Below are 14,857 nucleotides of genomic sequence, written 5' to 3'. Positions count from 1 at the left end.
ATGATCGGCACCCGTCCCTCGCCCTGATCCCCATCCCCCCGGAGGATCACCATGCCCCGTCCCACCACCACGCGCCGCCTACTGGCCGGCGCGACCGCCGCCGTCGGCGTCGCGGCCCTGCTCGTCGCCTCCCCCACCCCGACTCCCGCCGTGGGCGCGCCGGCCAACACCGCCGCCACCGCCGCCACCGCCACCGCCGCCGCCGCGTTCGCCGCCAACGACTACTGCCTTGGCGAGTGCGGCGACATCGTGCCGCCCGGCCAGAACGGCAACGCCACCCTCGTCGAGATCCTCGCCAACCAGACGCTGGGCACCCTGCCCCGGCACTCCGCCGACCAGCTCGGCAAGTACGCCGACCTGGTCTACGGCTACGCCGGCCTGCGCGAGGAGCAGATCGGCAGCTTCTTCAACGACGCCTCCTTCGGCGTACCGGCCGGACAGGTCGAACGCGACTACTCGCCCCGCTCCGACGTACGCATCCTGCGGGACAGGGCGTCCGGCGTCCCGCACGTCACCGGCACCACCCGCGGCGGCACCATGTACGGCGCCGGGTACGCCGGCGCCGAGGACCGACTGTTCACCATGGACCTGCTGCGCCACGTCGGCCGGGGAACCCTCACCCCGTTCGCCGGCGGGTCGCCGGGCAACCGGGCCCTGGAGCAGAGCGTCTGGCGCAACTCGCCCTACACCGACGCGGACCTCCAGTCGCAGGTCGACGCGCTGCGCACGAAGGGCCCGCGCGGCGAGCAGCTCTACACCGACGTGCAGGAGTACATCGCCGGCATCAACGCCTACATCGGCGTCTGCATGGCCAACCGCAACTGCCCCGGCGAGTACGTGCTGACCGGGCACCTCGACGCGATCACCAACAAGGGTGGCCCCGAGCCGTTCCGGATGACCGACCTGATCGCCATCGCCGGCGTGGTCGGCGGCCTGTTCGGCGGCGGGGGCGGCAACGAGATGCAGTCCGCGCTGGTGCGAATCGCCGCCCGGGCCAAGTACGGCCCCGTCGAGGGCGACAAGGTGTGGGCGGCCTTCCGCAACCAGAACGACCCCGAGACGGTGCTGACCCTGCACAACGGGCAGAGCTTCCCGTACGGCGCCGCCTCCCCGGACGCGGCCAGCGTGGCGCTGCCCGACGCCGGCTCCGCGAAGGCCGAACCGGTCTTCACCGACCCCACCGGCTCCGCCACCACCACCGCAGGCAAGGGCTCCGAGCTGGCCGCCGCGCTGTCCGGGCTGACCATCGACCCGGCGCACCGGGGCATGTCCAATGCGGCCCTGGTCTCCGCCGCCAACTCCGCGACCGGTCACCCGGTCGCCGTGTTCGGGCCGCAGACCGGCTACTTCTCCCCACAGCTCCTGATGGTCCAGGAGTTGCAGGGCCCGGGGATCAGCGCCCGGGGCGCCGCGTTCGCCGGCCTGAACCTCTACGTGCTGCTCGGCCGGGGCCAGGACTACGCCTGGAGCGCCACCTCGTCGACCCACGACATCACCGACACGTACGCGGTGCCGCTGTGCACCACCGACGGCAGCGCGCCCACCCTGGCCAGCGCCAACTACCTCTACCGGGGCCAGTGCCTGGCGATGGAGCAGCTCGCGCACACCAACAAGTGGAACCCGACCGCGGCGGACAGCACGCCCGCCGGGTCGTACAAGCTCACCGCCTGGCGGACGAAACTCGGCCTGGTCGCCTGGCGCGGGACCGTCGGCGGTAAGCCGCACGCCTTCACCCAGCTTCGCTCCACCTACCGGCACGAGGCCGATTCCGCGATCGGCTTCCAGATGTTCAACGACCCGTCCCAGATGGGCTCCGCCGACGCCTTCATCGCCTCGGCGAACAACGTCGAGTACGCGTTCAACTGGTTCTACGTCAACTCCACCCAGTCGGCGTACTTCAACTCCGGGCTCAACCCGATGCGCGCCGCCGGGTCGAACCCGAACCTGCCGATGAAGGCCGAGGCCGCGTACGAGTGGCAGGGCTACCAGCCGGCGACGAACACCGCGACGTACGCCCCGCTGGCCGCCCACCCCCGCTCGGTCGACCAGGACTACTACGTGAGCTGGAACAACAAGCAGGCCAAGGACTTCGGGGGGGCCGACGGCAACTTCAGCTTCGGCGCCGTGCACCGGGGCAACCTGCTCGACCGGCCGCTCAAGGCGGCCCTCGCGACGGGGAAGAAGTTCGACCGGGCGTCGCTGACCAGCCTCGTGGAGCAGGCCGGGCTGACCGACCTGCGCGGGGCCGAGGTGCTCGACGAACTGATCCGGGTGCTGGAGAGCCAGCCCGTCGGCGACGCCGCCCTGGCCGCCGAGATCGGCCGGCTGAAGGCGTGGCGGCAGGCCGGCGCGCTGCGGGTGGAGACGGCCAAGGGCTCGAAGGTGTACCAGCACGCCGACGCGATCCGCACCTTCGACGCCTGGTGGCCGCTGCTGGTCCGGGGGATGTTCTCCGCGCCGCTCGGCCCGGACCTCTACCAGGCGCTGGTCAACACCCTCCAGATCAACGAGTCCCCCGCCGAGGTGTCGCACAAGGGCTCGTCGTTCCAGTACGGCTGGTGGGGGTACGTCGACAAGGACCTGCGCGCGGTGCTCGGCGACCCGGTAGCCGGCGGACTCGGCCGCACGTACTGCGGCGGCGGAACCCTCGCCGGCTGCCGGCAGGTCCTGCTCGACACGCTGCGCGGCGCGGCGGCCACCCCGGCCGCCCAGGTCTACCCCGGCGACGCCACCTGCTCGGCCGGCGACCAGTGGTGCGCCGACGCGATCATCCAGTCGCCGCTGGGCGGGATCAAGCACGCCACGATCGCCTGGCAGAACCGGCCCACCTACCAGCAGGTGGTCTCGTTCCCCGCGAAGCGCGGCGACGACGTGACCAACCTCGCCGCCGGCCGGCCGGTGACCGCGTCGAGCACTCAGTTCCTCTACCCCGCGGGCAAGGCGGTCGACGGGAACCTCGGCACCCGGTGGGCCAGCTCCCGCAACGACGACCAGACGCTCACCGTCGACCTGGGCTCCGCCCGAGCCGTGGGCCGGGTGGTGCTGGACTGGGAGGCGGCGTACGCCCGGTCGTACCGGATCGAGGTGTCCGCCGACGGGACGACCTGGCGCACGGCCTGGTCGACCACGGCCGGCGACGGCGGCACCGACGTGGCGGCGTTCCCGGCCGGGAACGCCCGGTACGTGCGGATGCGCGGCCTGACCCGGGGCACCGAGTACGGCTTCTCGCTGTGGGAGATGTCGGTGTACGCCCGCTGACCCCCCCGCGCGGCGGCCGGCACGGATCATCCGTGCCGGCCGCCGCCGTCGTCAGGCGAGGGTGATCTGGTCGCCGTCGACCTTGATCTCCTTGGCCGCCAGCGGCTTCGTCGCCGGGCCCTGCTTCACCGAGCCGTCGGTGATGGAGAACTTGCTGTTGTGGCAGGTGCAGTTGATGGTGCCGCCGTCGACGTTCGACACCGGGCAGCCCTGGTGGGTGCAGATCGGGTCGAAGCCCTTGAACGTACCGGCCTCGGGCTGGGTGATCACCACGCCCTTGCTCGCGTACACCGCGCCACCCCCGACCGGGATGTCGGCGGTGCGGGCCAGCGGGGCGGACGTGTCCCGGTCGCCGCCCTCGGCGTCGCCCACGCCGGTCGCGCCCGGGCCGCCGCTGGTCGGGGCGGAGCCGCCTGCGGTGTCGTCGTCGCTCCCGCAGGCCGACAGGACGACCGCCGCACCCACCGCACCGGCACCGGCGAGGAGGACGCGGCGTGTCTGCGTGCCCGGAGGAGTCTGCGCCTGCTCGTCACTCATGTCTGGCCTCTCTGTCGACTGCCGCCGCCGTCACGATCCGCGGCCGTACCCGCTGTCCACGGATCACGGCGCCTGACGGTTCAACGAATAGACCACCGTGATCGCTTCGGGTCGGCGGCCCGGCGGTGCCCGTCACCGGGAGACCGCCGCGGCGCTCGCCTTCGGCCGGGTCCGGGTCCTCGGGTCGCCGCATACGTCGCCGGCCCGGAGCCGGTCCAGGGGTCAGCGCGCCCCGGCCGTGGCCTTCCGGCCGGGCCGGGCGCGGGTGGTGCCGTTGGCCTTCGCGGCCCGGCCGGTGGCCGCCTTGGCGCCCTTGGCCGCGCCGTCGAGCCTGAGCACCTGGCGCAGGAACTGGCCGGTGTGGCTCTCGGGCACCTCGGCGACCTCCTCCGGGGTGCCGGTGGCCAGCACGCTGCCGCCCCGGTGGCCGCCCTCGGGGCCCATGTCGATCAGCCAGTCCGCCGTCTTGATCACGTCGAGGTTGTGCTCGATGGTGATGACGGTGTTGCCCTTTTCGACCAGGCCCTCCAGCACCATCAGCAACTTGCGGATGTCCTCGAAGTGCAGGCCGGTGGTCGGCTCGTCGAGCACGTACACCGTCCGGCCGGTGGAGCGTTTCTGCAGCTCGGAGGCGAGCTTGACCCGCTGCGCCTCGCCGCCGGACAGCGTCGGCGCGGACTGGCCCAGCCGGACGTAGCCCAGGCCCACGTCGACCAGCGTCTTGAGGTGCCGGTGGATGGCCGGGATGGCGGAGAAGAACTCCGCCGCCTCCTCGATCGGCATCTCCAGCACGTCGGAGACGGTCCTGCCCTTGTAGTGCACCTCCAGGGTCTCCCGGTTGTACCGGGCGCCCTTGCAGACCTCGCACGGGACGTACACGTCGGGCAGGAAGTTCATCTCGATCTTGATCGTGCCGTCACCGGAGCACGCCTCGCACCGGCCGCCCTTGACGTTGAACGAGAACCGGCCCGGCCCGTACCCCCGGACCTTGGCCTCGGTGGTCTCGGCGAACAACTTGCGGACGTGGTCCCACACCCCGGTGTAGGTGGCTGGGTTGGAGCGTGGGGTGCGGCCGATCGGCGACTGGTCGACGCCGACGACCTTGTCCACGTGCTCCAGGCCGGTGATCCGGGTGTGCCGGCCCGGCACGTGCCGGGCCCCGTTGATCTGGTTGGCCAGCACCGCGTGCAGGATGTCGTTGACCAGCGTCGACTTGCCCGAGCCGCTGACCCCGGTGACCGCGATGAGCTGGCCCAGCGGGAACGACACGGTCAGGTTGCGCAGGTTGTGCTCGCGGGCGCCGTGCACCACCAGCTCCCGCTCCGGCGTCTGCGGCCGGCGCCGGCTCGGCGTCGGGATCTCCCGGCGCCCCGACAGGTACGCCCCGGTGACCGACTCCGGGTTCTCCAGCAGGGCGGGCACCGAGCCGGAGTGCACGATCCGGCCGCCGTGCTCGCCCGCGCCCGGGCCGATGTCGACGATCCAGTCGGCGGCGCGGATGGTGTCCTCGTCGTGCTCGACCACGATCAGCGTGTTGCCCAGGCCGCGCAGCCGGATCAGGGTCTCGATGAGCCGGTGGTTGTCGCGCTGGTGCAGGCCGATGGACGGCTCGTCGAGCACGTAGAGCACGCCGACCAGGCCGGAGCCGATCTGGGTGGCCAGCCGGATGCGCTGCGCCTCGCCGCCGGAGAGGGTGCCGGCCGGGCGGTCCAGGGAGAGGTAGTCCAGCCCGACGTCGAGCAGGAACTTCAGCCGGGCGTTGATCTCCTTGAGCACCCGCTCGGCGATCATCTTCTGCCGGTCGGTCAGCTCGATGCCGGCCAGCAGCTCGGCGCACTCGCCCACCGACAGGTTGCAGACCTCGGCGATGCTCTTGCCGGCCAGGGTGACCGCGAGCACCTCCGGCTTGAGCCGGGCCCCGCCGCAGGCCGCACAGGGCACGTCGCGCATGTAGCCCTCGTACTTCTCCCGCGACCACTCCGACTCGGTGTCGGTGTGCCGGCGCTCGATCCACTGCACCACGCCCTCGAAGCCGGTGTAGTAGGAACGCTCGCGGCCGAACTTGTTGCGGTAGCGCACGTGCACCTGGTCGCCGGAGCCGTGCAGGATGGTCTTCTGCGCCCGCGCCGGCAGGGCCCGCCACGGCGTGTCGACGTCGAAGTGCTCGGCCTCGCCGAGGGCCTCCAGCAGGCGCAGGAAGTATTCCAAATTGTGCCCGGTGGACCAGGGCTGGATAGCACCCTCACGCAGGCTGCGCTCCGGGTCGGGGACGACCAGCTCCGGGTCGATCTCCTTCCTGGTGCCCAGGCCGGTGCACTCGGGGCAGGCGCCGTACGGGGCGTTGAAGGAGAAGACCCGGGGCTCCAGGTCCTCGATCGCCAGGGGGTGGTCGTTGGGGCAGGCCAGGTGCTCGGAGTAGCGACGCTCGCGGTCGGGGTCGTCCTCGGCGAGGTCGACGAAGTCGAGCAGCACCAGGCCGCCGGAGAGGCCGAGCGCGGCCTCGACCGAGTCGGTCAGCCGCCGCTTGGCGCTGGGCTTGACGGTGAGCCGGTCGATCACCACCTCGATGGTGTGCTTCTCCTGCTTCTTGAGCTTCGGCGGCTCGGTCAGCGGGTGCACCACGCCATCGATCCGGGCCCGGGCGTACCCCTTGCCCTGGAGCTCGGCGAAGAGGTCGACGTACTCGCCCTTGCGGCCCCGCACAACCGGGGCGAGCACCATGAACTTGGTGCCCTCGGCCATCGCCAGCACCCGGTCGACGATCTGCTGCGGGCTCTGCCTGGAGATCCGCTCGCCGCAGACCGGGCAGTGCGGCTCGCCGACCCGGGCGTAGAGCAGGCGCAGGTAGTCGTAGACCTCGGTGATGGTGCCGACGGTCGAGCGCGGGTTACGCGAGGTGGACTTCTGGTCGATGGACACGGCGGGGCTGAGCCCCTCGATGAAGTCGACGTCCGGCTTGTCCATCTGACCGAGGAACTGCCGGGCGTACGAGGAGAGCGACTCCACGTACCGGCGCTGCCCCTCGGCGAAGATCGTGTCGAAGGCCAGGCTCGACTTGCCGGAGCCGGAGAGCCCGGTGAAGACGATCAGGGCGTCCCGGGGCAGGTCGAGACTGACGTCACGCAGGTTGTGCTCGCGCGCGCCACGGATGATCAGTCGGTCGGCCACGGTCCGTGTACTCCCGGGAGAAGAAGGCGAGGAGAATCTGTCCGCTCCGGGGCGGTCCGGGGGCTTCCAGGACGGCCCTGAGCGGTTGTGCGGGCGCAGAAGAAGCGCCTCGGCAACTCTAGCCCCGAGGTACGACAACTTCCCGCGCCCGCACATTCCCCCAGCTCATGCCGGTCGCGCCGGACCGCCGCCCCGCCCTGCGGGCAGCCATCGGCGGCGGCGTGACCCCGGCCACGGCGACGCCCGGGCAGCCCGGCCCACCCGAGCGCGCGGGGCGACGCCGCGGCAACCGTGCGTCACGACACCGGTGCCTTCGCGCGCCGGCCGGCCGCACTGTCGAGGTGCGGACGCAGTGGCCGTGCGGACATTCCGCGTCACGGTCGGCCCGTCCGGCGGCGCCCGCCGCGCCAGCCGCCCCGGCGTTCGGCGGCCAGCCGGGTCTCCCGCCGCCGGGTCTCGAAGGCCACCTCCCGTTGCAGCTTGCGCCAGCTGTCGTACCGGCGGGCGGTCAGCTCCCCGGCGGCAAGGGCGTCGCGGACCGCGCAGCCCGGCTCGGCGTCGTGCGCGCAGTCGGCGTACCGGCAGTCGGTGGCCAGCTCAGCGATGTCGGCGAAGGCCCGGTCCAGCCCGACCGCGGCGTCGAGCAGGCCGACCGCCCGCACCCCCGGGGTGTCCAGCACCGCGCCGCCGCCGGGGACCGGGACCAGCGCCCGCCAGGTGGTGGTGTGCCGACCCTTGCCGTCGACCCGGCGGATCGCCTGGGTCGGCATCACCACCGCCCCGGCCAGGGCGTTGACCAGGCTCGACTTGCCGGCCCCGGACGGCCCGAGCAGGGCCAGGGTGCGGCCCGGGACGACGTGGGCGCGCAGCGGGTCGAGGCCGACGCCCCGCTCGGCGCTGACCGGCAGCACCGGAACCCCGGGCGCGATCCCGGCGAACTGCCGGGCGATCGCAGCCGGGTCGGCGGCGAGGTCGGCCTTGGTGAGCACCACCAGCGGGGTGGCGCCCGAGAGGTGGGCCAGGGCGAGCAGCCGCTCGACGCGGGCGACGTCCGGCTCCGGGTGCACCGGCTCGACGACGGCGGCGGCGTCCAGGTTGGCGGCGAGCACCTGCCCGCTGGCGTCCTTGCCGGCGGTACGGCGCACCAGCGCGGTGCGCCGGGGCAGCACGGCCTCGATGGTGACCGGCCCGTCCGGCCAGGTGTGCAGGAGCACCCAGTCCCCCGCGCAGGGCAGCCGGGTCAGGTCACGGGCGGCGGCGGCCATTACCGCCGCGCCCAGGGTGGCGCGGACCGGGCCGTCGGCGCCGAGCACGGTGCACACGCCCCGGTCGACCCGGGCCACCCGGCCCGGCCGCTGGGTGCGATTACGTACGTGGGCCGCCCACTCGGCGTCCCAGCCGAGGGCGATCAGGTCGATGGTCATCGGAACCTCTCCGGTGTCGAGGTGAGCAGTGGCGCGACTCGCGTGCTACGACCGGCATGGGCACCACCTCCTCCGATGTCCCGGGTGCCGCCTACGACGCCGACGGTAGGGGGCGGACCGACGCGCCGAAAGCGATTTCCACGGCGAGCAGGGGGCGGGCCGACGCGCCGAATGCGATTTCCACGGCGACGCGGCGGGAACGGACCGCTAGGGTCGGGGCGTGACCGCAGATCCGCTGCTGCTGACCGGTGACCTCGACGATGCCACGGCCCGCCTGCTACGCACTGCGGCCGCCCTCGACACCGCGGGCGTCGCCGGGCCGTCCCTGCTGCCCGGCTGGACCCGGGGGCACGTGCTGACCCACCTGGCCCGCAACGCCGACGGGTTCGTCAACCTGCTCACCGCCGCCCGCACCGGCGAGCACATCCCGATGTACGCCAGCACCGCGGCCCGCGCCGCCGACATCTCCGCCGGCGCCTCCCGGCCGCCCGCCGCCCACCTGGACGACCTGCGCCGCTCGGCCGAGCGGTTCGACGAGGCGGTCGCGGCCATGCCGGTCGAGGCGTGGGCGGCCACGGTGCAGACGCGACGCGGCCCGTGGCCGGCCCCCATGCTGGTCTGGGGGCGGCTGCGCGAGATCGAGGTGCACCACGTGGACCTGGCCACCGGGTACCGCCCGGCCGACTGGTCGGAGGCGTTCGCCCAGCGGCTGCTGCACGAGGTCGCGACCGGCCTGTCCGGCCGGCCCGACGCGCCGGCACTGGTGCTGCGCTTCGACGGCAGCCACCACGAGCTGGTCGTCGGGGACCGCGGGGCGGCGCCCACGATCACCGGCCCCGCCCCCGAACTCGCCGCCTGGCTGACCGGCCGCGGTGCCGGCGAGACGCTCGCCGTCGCCCCCGACGGTCCCCTGCCGAACCCACCGGAATGGATGTAGAACCATGACCTACAGCGGAGACGTCAGCCCCGGCGGGGCGCCGGCCGTACGCGAACTCGACGGGCTCACCATCACCAAGGTGTCGGTGGGACCGATGGACAACAACGCCTACCTGCTGCGGTGCACGGGCACCGGCGAACAGTTGCTGATCGACGCCGCCAACGAGGCCCCCCGGCTGTTGGAGCTGGTCGGCGACGCCGGCCTGGCCACCGTGGTCACCACCCACCAGCACATGGACCACTGGGTGGCCCTGGAGGAGATGGTCGCCAAGACCGGCGCCCGTCCCCTGGTGCACGCCGACGACGCCGCCGGCCTGCCGATCGGGGCGGACACCCTCGCCGACGGGGACACCGTGACCGTCGGCGACCGCGAGCTGGAGGTGATCCACCTGCGAGGACACACTCCGGGCTCGATCGCCCTGCTCTACCGCGACCCGGCCGGGACCCCGCACCTGTTCACCGGGGACTCGCTCTTTCCCGGTGGCGTGGGCAATACGGACAAGGACCCGGAGCGCTTCGGTCAGCTCGTCGACGACGTGGAGCACCGACTGTTCGACCGGCTGCCGGACGAGACGTGGTTCTACCCGGGACACGGCGGGGACAGCACCCTCGGCGCGGAGCGTCCGTCGCTGCCCCAGTGGCGGGCGCGCGGCTGGTGACCTCGGCTGCGGCGCGCCTCCCCCGTGCCGGCGCGCCGCAGCCCACCGCGTCCTGATCCCTTCTCGGGGCACTCCCCTGAGCCGGGGCGTCAGCGGGGGCTGAGCACCTCGACGCGGCGCACCGGGGTGTCGACGGCGGGTTCGGTGGTGGGCACCTGGTAGCTGGCCACCAGGTCCAGCCGGTTGCGGGGCAGGTGGCCGCGGCCGGGGTCGCCGACCAGCACGTGGCTGCCCCGGGCGGCGGCGCGGCGCAGGAACGGCAGCATCCGGTCGGCCAGTTCCTGGTCGTAGAAGACGTCCCCGGCGACCAGCAGGTCCGTGTCGTCGGGGTCGGAGTCGAGCAGGTCCTCGCCGGTGGCGGCGAGGGTGACCCGGTTGGCCTGGGCGTTGAGCGTGACGGCGGCGACGGCGTACGGGTCGATGTCGTTGGCCACGACCCGGTCCGCGCCGGCCAGCGCGGCGGCGATCGCCACCAGGCCCGAGCCGGCGGCCAGGTCCAACACGCGGCGGCCGGCGACGAGCTCGGGGTGGTCGAGCAGGTGCCGGGCGAGGGCCTGCCCGCCGGCCCAGACCGACGCCCAGTACGGCGCCGGCAGGGCGTGCCCGGAGGCTGCCTCCATCCGGGCCCACCAGACGATGGCGTCCTCGGCCAGGTGCAGCCGCACCTCGGGGACGAAGGGGGTGGCGACCAGCCGGAGCCGGTCCAGCCCGTCCCCGGGCGCGCCGACCTCGCGTTCCAGCTCAGACAGCGCGGCGGCTGCGGGTCCTTCCACCGGGCAAGCATGCCCGAGCGGCCCGAACTCCGGGCGGCTTTCCCCCCGGCGTGGCCGGTGTGAATTTTTTTACCGGCCTTCCTGCGGCACTTCGACCAGCGGATCGGGGTTTCGCCAGTTACTCTCAGGGAGGTACAGGGCGATCATCGGCCGGCGGTCGGTGGTCTCCCGCTTTGAACAGGGAGAAATGCATGGCTACCGGCACGGTCAAGTGGTTCAACTCGGAAAAGGGCTTCGGCTTCATCGAGCAGGACGGCGGGGGTCCGGACGTCTTCGTCCACTACTCGGCCATCGCGTCCAGCGGTTACCGGGAACTCAATGAGGGCCAGAAGGTCGAGTTCGACGTGACCCAGGGGCAGAAGGGCCCGCAGGCGGACAACGTCCGTCCGATCTAGCTTCGTGCCGGTGGCGGCGGCCGGGTGTATCCGGCCGCCGTCACAGCGCGTGTCGGCCCGGGACGATTCACCCCGCCGCCGGCCAATCTCAAGTCCGCCATCCGCCGGGCGATCTCGTCGGCCACCTGCCTTGCCAGGCTGAGCGGCGGTGCGGCGGTGATCTTCTCCGAGGCCAGGACGCCGGCCACGATCGCCAACTCGTCCGTGAAGTCCTTGTCGGACAGGATGGCGTGCTGCGCCGCCCGAGCCGGTCCCACCGCCGGACCGTGGTCCCGTCCGGGGAGTAAATGATCTCGCGAATGTCCCGGGTGTCGTCCGCCCCGGCGACGCACTGCGCGACGCACCAGGCGAAGAAGGAACGCAGGTCGTGGACGTCTCCGCCCGAGATGGCTGAGAACCGGCCGCCGTTCAGCGCGGAGGCGTCGAGGGTGAGCCCCACGGCGTCCCGGGGCGACTCGACCATCGAGTAGGCGCCGGCGACGACTCGGTCGGAGCCGCAGTGGTAGCCCCGACGTGGGCGGCGTCGCCGAAAGTGCCGACCTCGGCCGGCTCCAGGCCCTCTGGTCGTGCGGCGGCGGGATCAAGGTCGAGATGGGTCAGCAGGAGACTTCGGACCGCCAACAGGTTCGTCGGGGCCCGGGTCATGGCGTCCCCTTCCGGTGGCGGGCCCGCCGGGCGGTGGCGACCCGTGCTCCTGGGCGGAGGCGAGCCCGGCCGGGGTGCACGAGCGCCGGGCAGGTGACTCGAAAGCAGCCGGGCTTTCTGGCGTTTCGCCAGTTCAGCGGCCTGTTTCTCGAAATAGGGCAACGGTCCGCCCAACCGGGCGGAGTTGTCGCGGCGGCGACCGGCGCGGTCAGCGGGTGCGCGGTCAGCCGGCCGGGCGGCGGGGCGGGGCGGGGCGGGCGGCCCGCACAATGTCGCGGTGCTCCCGCATCGCGGTGACCATCGTCGCCATGAAACGGTGCACGATCTCCAGCTCGGCGTCGCCGAAGTCGGCCATCACCCGGTCGGTCCGCCGGCCCAGCGGCTGGAAGAACTCCATGGCCAGCGCGGCACCCCGGTCGGCGTAGTGCAGGAACACCTTGCGCCGGTCGGCGGTGTCCCGGTCCCGGCGGATGTGGCCGGCCCGCTCCAGCCGGTCGACCAGCGCGGTGACCGAGCCGGAGGAGAGGTTGAGCTGCTCACCCAGCCGCCCCGGGGTGATCGGCGTGCCGAGCAGCTCGGCGTCCATGACGGCGATCAGGGCGTGCAGGTCGGTGGGGTTGAGCCCGTGCAGCCCGGCGAAGGCGTGCCCGATGTGCTGGGCGTCGACGGAGTACCGGCGCAGGTCGTTGGCGATCTCGGCGACGAGCTGGTCGCGCCGGCTGTCGCGCCGCCGATACATGCCGTGCCGTGTCACGCCGTCGTTTCCCCTGCCGTTGCGGTCCCGCTTGCAGCATAGAGGAGCGGCGGATAATCTCGCCTGTCAAGATACTCGACAGGCGTGCTAAATCGCACGGCCGCGTCGAACCGCACCGCGTACCCGGGACCACGTCCCGGCAACCCTGAGGGAACCCGATGTCTGTGTTCACCCGCGTCGCCCGGGGGCGGCTCGCCGCCTGGCTCACCGTGGCCGTCGCGATCGTCCTCGGCGCGGCCGTCTTCGGGTTCCCGGAGCCGGACAATCCCGCCCCCGTCTCGTCCACCGGATTGTCGGTGCAATGGCAGTCGACCCAGGTCGAACGGCTCCAGGAGGAGCTGCCCGCCAGCGACGTCGAACCGGCGATCGTCGTCGTCAGCCGCGCCGACGACGGGCCGCTCACCGAGCCGGACCGCGCCGAGGTCACCGGCATCTCGGGCGAGCTGGGCCGGTTCGCCGTCGGCGGGCGGGTCGCCCCGCCGCAGATCTCCCCGGACGGCACCGTGGCGCTCATCGCCGTCCCGCTGTCCACCGCCGGCGGCCAGGAGGCCGTCGCGACGACGGTGGCCGACCTCCGCGCGGCCCTCGACGGCCTGCCCGACGGGCTCACCGCCGAGGTGACCGGAGCCCCGGCGTTCTCCGCGGACCTCACGAAGGTCTTCGACGGCGCGGACATCACGCTGCTCGCCGTCACCGCCGGCGTCGTCGCCCTGCTGCTGCTCATCACCTACCGCAGCCCGTTCCTGTGGATCGTGCCGCTCGTCGTCGTCGCGGCCACCGAGCAGCTCACCCTGCGGGCCGTGGACACCATCGTCCCGGCCTTCGGCATCAACCTCCAGGAGGGTCAGGTCACCGGCATCGCCAGCGTCCTGGTCTTCGGCGCCGCCACGGACTACGCCCTGCTGCTCATCGCCCGCTACCGGGAGGAGCTGCGCCGCGAGGAGGACCGCTTCGCCGCCATGCGCGCCGCCCTGCGACGCACCGCCGAACCCATCCTGGCCAGCGGCGGAACCGTGGTCCTCGGCGTGCTCACCCTGCTGCTGTCGGAGCAGGAGACCAACCGGGCCCTCGCCGTGGCCTGCGCCACCGGCGTGGTGTTCGCCATGCTGTCGGCGCTGTTCCTCCTCCCCGCCGTGCTGGTGATCTTCGGCCGGGGGCTGTTCTGGCCGTTCGTGCCCCGGGTCGGCGGCCCCGCCCGCGAGGGCCGGCTCTGGGGCCGCCTCGGTGCCGCCGTCGTCCGCCGGCCCGTGCCGGTCGCGACCCTCGCGACGCTGCTGCTCGCCGGCCTCGCCCTCGGCGGGCTCGGCATCCGCACCGGGTTGTCGGAGACCGAGCAGTTCCGGGTCAAGCCCGAGGCGGTGGCCGGCGCGGAGACCCTCGCGAAGGCCTTCCCCGCTGGCACGACCCAGCCGGTCGCCGTGCTCACCACCCCCGCCGCCGTGGCGGCCGTCACCGACGCCGCCGCGAGCGTCCCCGGCGTGGCCTCGGCCCGGCCGGGAGACGCGGGCACGAGCGTCGCCCAGGTCGACGTGGTGCTGGAGGCCGAGCCGGGCACCGCCGCCTCGGACCGGGTGGTCGAGGCGCTGCGGGACGCCGTCGCCGCGGTCCCCGGCTCCGCGCCACCGGCCGTCGAGGGCACCGACCCGTTCACCGGCGCCGTGGTCGGCGGCACGGTCGCCGCCACCTACGACTCCGACAAGGCCGACGCCAAGGACCTGCGGCTGATCCTGCCGATCATCCTGCTGCTCGTCGGCGCGGTGCTCGTGCTGCTGCTACGCGGCCTGGTCGCGCCGCTGCTGCTGGTGCTCACCGTCATCGCGTCGTTCTTCGCCAGCCTCGGCGCGGCGTGGCTGCTGTTCGACCACGTCCTCGGCTTCCCCGCGCTGGACAGCGGCGTCCTGCTGCTCGCCTTCGTGTTCCTGGTGGCCCTCGGCGTGGACTACAACATCTTCCTGGTCACCCGGGCCCGCGAGGACGCCCGGCGCACCGGCACCCGGGACGGCATGCTGTCGGCGCTGCGCGTCACCGGCGGCGTGATCACCAGCGCCGGCATCCTGCTCGCCGCGGTCTTCGCCGTCCTCGGCGTCCTGCCGCTGATCACGCTGACCCAGATCGGGATCATCGTGTGCATCGGGGTGCTGCTCGACACCCTGCTGGTACGCACGGTGCTCGTGCCGGCGCTCGCGTTCGTGCTCGGCGAACGCTTCTGGTGGCCGGGCCGGATCGACCGGACGCCCGAGGACGCACCGGCGGACCGGGGCCACGGGCCCACGGAACCGGCCGCCACCCGCGACTGACCGCCCGCCCC

12 protein-coding genes are annotated in these 14,857 nt (G+C 73.2%); 6 read left to right on the top strand and 6 right to left on the bottom strand.

Features of this window, described 5'->3' with window-relative positions:
- Positions 1-51 precede the first annotated feature (51 nt).
- The gene (locus OG559_RS21410; protein ID WP_405106308.1) at positions 52-3,258 is read left to right on the top strand and encodes a penicillin acylase family protein; all 3,207 of its coding nucleotides are present in this window, start codon (positions 52-54) and stop codon (positions 3,256-3,258) included.
- 51 nt (positions 3,259-3,309) lie between these two features.
- On the opposite strand, the gene OG559_RS21405 is transcribed toward OG559_RS21410, so the two are convergent.
- The 3 genes from OG559_RS21405 to rsgA all read right to left on the bottom strand — a co-directional run bounded on the left by OG559_RS21405 (position 3,310) and on the right by rsgA (position 8,387).
- Complete coding sequence (locus OG559_RS21405) at positions 3,310-3,795, bottom strand: Rieske (2Fe-2S) protein (RefSeq protein ID WP_405106306.1); 486 nt, start codon at positions 3,793-3,795, stop codon at positions 3,310-3,312.
- Between the two features lie 222 nt (positions 3,796-4,017).
- Positions 4,018-6,963, bottom strand: a complete 2,946-nt coding sequence (gene uvrA / locus OG559_RS21400) for an excinuclease ABC subunit UvrA (RefSeq protein ID WP_405106304.1) — start codon at positions 6,961-6,963, stop codon at positions 4,018-4,020.
- 374 nt (positions 6,964-7,337) lie between these two features.
- The gene (gene rsgA / locus OG559_RS21395; protein ID WP_405106302.1) at positions 7,338-8,387 is read right to left on the bottom strand and encodes a ribosome small subunit-dependent GTPase A; all 1,050 of its coding nucleotides are present in this window, start codon (positions 8,385-8,387) and stop codon (positions 7,338-7,340) included.
- A 220-nt stretch (positions 8,388-8,607) separates the two neighbouring features.
- Here rsgA and OG559_RS21390 point away from each other — a divergent pair, with 220 nt between their 5' ends.
- Together OG559_RS21390 and OG559_RS21385 are read left to right on the top strand one after the other, a co-directional pair.
- A complete protein-coding gene (locus tag OG559_RS21390; protein ID WP_405106300.1) occupies positions 8,608-9,324 on the top strand; it encodes a maleylpyruvate isomerase family mycothiol-dependent enzyme in 717 nt (238 codons plus the stop codon).
- Positions 9,325-9,328: 4 nt separating this feature from the next.
- The gene (locus tag OG559_RS21385) at positions 9,329-9,982 is read left to right on the top strand and encodes an MBL fold metallo-hydrolase (protein ID WP_405106298.1); all 654 of its coding nucleotides are present in this window, start codon (positions 9,329-9,331) and stop codon (positions 9,980-9,982) included.
- 89 nt (positions 9,983-10,071) lie between these two features.
- Here OG559_RS21385 and OG559_RS21380 read toward each other — a convergent pair whose 3' ends face one another.
- On the bottom strand, positions 10,072-10,755 hold the full coding sequence (locus tag OG559_RS21380) for a class I SAM-dependent methyltransferase (protein ID WP_405106296.1): 684 nt from the start codon (positions 10,753-10,755) through the stop codon (positions 10,072-10,074).
- A gap of 191 nt (positions 10,756-10,946) precedes the next feature.
- On the opposite strand from OG559_RS21380, the gene OG559_RS21375 reads away from it, so the two are divergent.
- The gene (locus OG559_RS21375) at positions 10,947-11,150 is read left to right on the top strand and encodes a cold-shock protein (RefSeq protein ID WP_161690055.1); all 204 of its coding nucleotides are present in this window, start codon (positions 10,947-10,949) and stop codon (positions 11,148-11,150) included.
- Here the strand turns inward: OG559_RS21375 and OG559_RS21370 are convergent.
- Entirely contained in the window at positions 11,147-11,407 is a 261-nt protein-coding gene (locus tag OG559_RS21370) for a hypothetical protein (protein ID WP_405106294.1), read from the bottom strand. The two genes, OG559_RS21375 and OG559_RS21370, sit on opposite strands and share 4 nt — an antisense overlap.
- A 42-nt stretch (positions 11,408-11,449) precedes the next feature.
- On the opposite strand from OG559_RS21370, the gene OG559_RS21365 reads away from it, so the two are divergent.
- Complete coding sequence (locus OG559_RS21365) at positions 11,450-11,620, top strand: hypothetical protein (protein ID WP_405106292.1); 171 nt, start codon at positions 11,450-11,452, stop codon at positions 11,618-11,620.
- A 398-nt stretch (positions 11,621-12,018) separates the two neighbouring features.
- Here the strand turns inward: OG559_RS21365 and OG559_RS21360 are convergent, their stop codons facing one another.
- Positions 12,019-12,534, bottom strand: coding sequence for a MarR family winged helix-turn-helix transcriptional regulator (locus OG559_RS21360; RefSeq protein ID WP_396671447.1), 516 nt, complete (start codon positions 12,532-12,534; stop codon positions 12,019-12,021).
- 173 nt (positions 12,535-12,707) lie between these two features.
- Here OG559_RS21360 and OG559_RS21355 point away from each other — a divergent pair, with 173 nt between their 5' ends.
- Entirely contained in the window at positions 12,708-14,846 is a 2,139-nt protein-coding gene (locus tag OG559_RS21355) for an MMPL family transporter (protein ID WP_405106290.1), read from the top strand.
- Positions 14,847-14,857: the final 11 nt, after the last annotated feature.

Origin of the sequence: Micromonospora sp. NBC_01405 (genome assembly GCF_045040155.1) — a bacterium.
Classification (GTDB): domain Bacteria; phylum Actinomycetota; class Actinomycetes; order Mycobacteriales; family Micromonosporaceae; genus Micromonospora.
Note: the sequence above shows the minus strand (reverse complement) of the source record. Positions and strands in the feature narration are given on the sequence as shown.

Excerpts from the sequence above, each read along its gene's own strand:
- OG559_RS21365 (WP_405106292.1), top strand. The coding sequence starts at position 11,450 with ATGTCCCGGGTGTCGTCCGCCCCGGCGACGCACTGCGCGACGCACCAG.
- OG559_RS21385 (WP_405106298.1), top strand. The coding sequence starts at position 9,329 with ATGACCTACAGCGGAGACGTCAGCCCCGGCGGGGCGCCGGCCGTACGC.
- OG559_RS21410 (WP_405106308.1), top strand. The coding sequence starts at position 52 with ATGCCCCGTCCCACCACCACGCGCCGCCTACTGGCCGGCGCGACCGCC.
- rsgA (WP_405106302.1), bottom strand. The coding sequence starts at position 8,387 with ATGACCATCGACCTGATCGCCCTCGGCTGGGACGCCGAGTGGGCGGCC.
- OG559_RS21405 (WP_405106306.1), bottom strand. The coding sequence starts at position 3,795 with ATGAGTGACGAGCAGGCGCAGACTCCTCCGGGCACGCAGACACGCCGC.
- OG559_RS21375 (WP_161690055.1), top strand. The coding sequence starts at position 10,947 with ATGGCTACCGGCACGGTCAAGTGGTTCAACTCGGAAAAGGGCTTCGGC.
- OG559_RS21360 (WP_396671447.1), bottom strand. The coding sequence starts at position 12,534 with ATGTATCGGCGGCGCGACAGCCGGCGCGACCAGCTCGTCGCCGAGATC.
- OG559_RS21355 (WP_405106290.1), top strand. The coding sequence starts at position 12,708 with ATGTCTGTGTTCACCCGCGTCGCCCGGGGGCGGCTCGCCGCCTGGCTC.